This window comes from Carboxylicivirga sp., assembly GCF_982718395.1.
Map to the genome: position 1 here is coordinate 1 of NZ_CEXQWX010000288.1, position 3450 is coordinate 3450.

The 3450-nt window shown below is 41.0% G+C and carries 2 protein-coding genes; both read right to left on the bottom strand.

Going from position 1 to position 3450, the window contains the following annotated elements; genetic code table 11:
• Positions 1-2276: efflux RND transporter permease subunit (locus tag AC4MRQ_RS25345; RefSeq protein ID WP_491200527.1), on the bottom strand; the 2276-nt coding region annotated here is incomplete at its 3' end.
• Between the two features lie 5 nt (positions 2277-2281).
• Positions 2282-3421 (bottom strand): efflux RND transporter periplasmic adaptor subunit, encoded by a 1140-nt coding sequence (locus AC4MRQ_RS25350; protein WP_491200528.1) that lies wholly within the window; start codon positions 3419-3421, stop codon positions 2282-2284.
• Positions 3422-3450 lie beyond the last annotated feature (29 nt).

A 3450-nucleotide genomic window follows, 5' to 3' on the forward strand; every position in this document is an offset into this window, starting at 1 on the left:
AACCTATTAAAATCATTGATATAGGCACCACCCAAAAATGCACTAATTGTTGTATACAAGTCATTTAACTGAACTCCTGCCTTCAAAGCCTGATCGCGATTTATATTTAAACGACGCTGAGGAACATTTGCCCTGTATGTGGTGAATATATTGGCTATTTCCGGTCTTTGTTGAGCTTCAGTAATAAATGCATTGGCTTGTTCTGCCAAATACTGCGGAGTATTTCCTTGCTTATCCTGTAACATCAGAGAAAAACCAGATCCACTTCCCAAACCAGGAATGGCAGGAGGTCCAAAGGCAAATACCTGTGCTTCTTTAATGTTTTGGTAAAACAGGAAATTAAGTTTTTGAGCTAACCAATTCGCCTTTAAAAAGCGATCACTCCAGTTTTTCAAAGAAATAAACATAACACCGGAGTTAGTAGACATACTACCCGATAATAAATTAAAGCCCGATGCTCCTGAAACGCTCTCTATCTCTTCTACATCTGCAAGAATGGTGTTGATATGATCCATCACTTCCTGAGTACGTTGTAGCGAAGCGGCATCAGGTAACTGAATATTAACAAACAAATAACCTTGATCTTCTTCAGGAATAAAACCTCCAGGTACAAATCGATTAACAATGATAATAAGTACTACTGTGGCTCCAATAAATAGCATACTTCGTGTTATTTTACGGGCTACCATATTAGTAACCTTCATGTATTTTACCGAACTGCGATCGAAGGCCTTATTGAAAGACTTAAAGAAACGTCCCAAGATTCCACCTGGTAATTCAGGCTTTCTTAATAAAATAGAAGCCAGGGCAGGAGATAATGTTAATGCGTTCACAGATGAGAAACATACCGAAACTGCAACAGTAATTGCAAACTGTTGATAAAGACGACCTGTAATACCGCCCATGGAAGCCACCGGAATAAACACAGCAATTAGTACAAGAGTTGTGGCAATTACCGGAGCTGTTACTTCTTTCATGGCTGCGATAGTTGCCTCGCGCCGGTTCATACCTTTTTCAATGTTTACCTGAACAGCTTCTACTACCACAATGGCATCATCCACAACAATACCAATTGCGAGTACAAGCCCTAAAAGTGATAAGGTATTAATTGTAAAACCCAGTAGCGGGAAAACAGCAAAAGCACCAATCAGGGAAACTGGAATGGCGATGGTAGGAATCAAGGTTGCACGCCAGTCCTGAATGAATAGAAAAACAACCAGAATTACCAGTATCAGGGCAACGATCAATGTGATAGCTACTTCTTTTAGTCCGGCAGTAATTGGAGCTGTGGCATCAAGTGCTACGTCATATTCAACACCTTCAGGGAATGAAACTGCCAGTTCATTCATGGTTCTGATAATCTCTTTCCCCATTTCAACGGCATTCGTACCGGGCGATTGATAGATGGTGATAAGTGCACAGGCTTTACCCTGAAATCGTGCATCGGTATTATAATTCTCTGTTCCCAGTTCAATGCTTGCAACATCTTTCAATTTCACCTGGCTACCATCCTTATTGGTACGAATGGCAACTTCTCCGAATTCTCTCTCCGTCACTAATCGATCAGGAAGAGTTACAGTATAGGTAAGTTCTGTACCCGGAGGTGCTGGCTCGGCACCAAACTTACCACCAGGAACAATTACGTTTTGCTCCCGAATGGCGGCCATTATTTCTGGAACAGTCAGATTTAATTGCGAAAGACGATCCGGTTTAATCCAAATCCGCATGGAGTAATCACTGGCACCCATTACTTGCACACGACCAACGCCATTAATACGGGCTAATATATCCTGAATATTAATGATTGAATAGTTACCGAGGAATTGCTGATCGTATCTGCCGTCGCTGTATACGGCTAACGCCATAACTATACTACTCATACTTTTTTGAGTTGTTACTCCCAATCGCTTAACTTCTTCAGGTAATTTCGCAGTAGCTGCAGATGCTCTGTTCTGAGCAAATACGGTATTCATATCAGGGTCTGTACCAACTTCAAAGGAGATATCAATTGACATACTTCCGTCGTTCGCATTGGTCGACTTCATGTAAATCATGTTCTCCACACCATTAAGCTGTTGCTCTAACGGTGTAGCTACCGATTGCTCTACATTTAATGCATTGGCTCCTGTATAGTTAGCTCTTACCTGAACCATAGGCGGAGTAATATCCGGGAATTGCTCCATAGGCAACTGCAATGCAGATAATCCACCTACAATTAGTATAACAATGGCAATAACCATGGCCACAATGGGCCTTCTTACAAAGAAATTTCCCATAATTACTATTGATTATTGCGTACAGAATTAAACTCCTTTTCCTCAGGTATGATTGACATTCCTGTTTTGACTTTATTAATGCCTTCCAGTACGATTCGTTCGTTTGGTTCCAATCCTGATCTGATAACAACCATATCCTGCAAGTTTTCGCCAACTTCTACAGATCTGAATTCAATCTTATTTTCAGAATCAACCACCAATACATTGAATTCACCTTGAACTTCTTGTAGGCACTTAACCGGAATTAAAAGTGTTTCTCTTGGGTCCTCGACGTTTAATCGTACCCGTGCAAATTGTCCGGGACGAACCAATCCATCCGGATTATTAAAAGATGCTTGTACAAGTAGCGTCCCGGTAGTTGGATCAATATTTCTTCCAACAAAATCAACTTTGCCTAACTCGCTATGCCGACTTCCATCAGCAAAGAAGAGTTGAATTTCAGCCTTCGCTTCTCTTTTTGTATCGGCTATAGCTCTTTGTGTCTTGGCATACTGAGCTATGTTCAGATATTGTAACTCTGTTAAATGAAATTGAACCAAAATAGTGTCCAGGCGCGATACAGTATTTAGGACAACCGGATTAGGTTCACGACCAACATAGTCTCCAACTTTGGCCTCTGAACGTCCAATGATACCACTTATAGGAGAATAGATTTTCGTATAGCTTTGTTGGATTCTGGCATACTCTAATGAAGCATTGGCAGCTTCGAGCGAAGCTTGTGCTGCTCCAAAGCTGGCTAGTGCCGCGTCATAATCACTTTGACTGACAGCATTTGTCTCAGCCAATGGCTTATATCTGTTGTAATCACTTTCCGCCTTGACAAGATTTGTTTTGGCCTGAGCAACCATACTAAGAGCTTCAGCTACTTTAGCATCAAGTGGGGCAGGATCAATCGAGTACAATAGCTGACCTTTTTTTACATTGCCTCCTTCTTCAAAATGAATGCCTTCCAGGTAACCGTCAACCCTGGCTCTGATTGATATATCAAACAATCCATAAGTTTGACCGACAAAATCTTTACTAATGGCTACGTTCTCTGTTTTAGCAGTATACACGGGAAGCTGAGGTGGTCCCATTTCGGGGCGTTTGGTTTTGCAGCTAATCAATACCGATGATATAATCAGCAGCGATAAGAATATTCTCATAGAATTAATCATTATTAAGTGTCAATAAT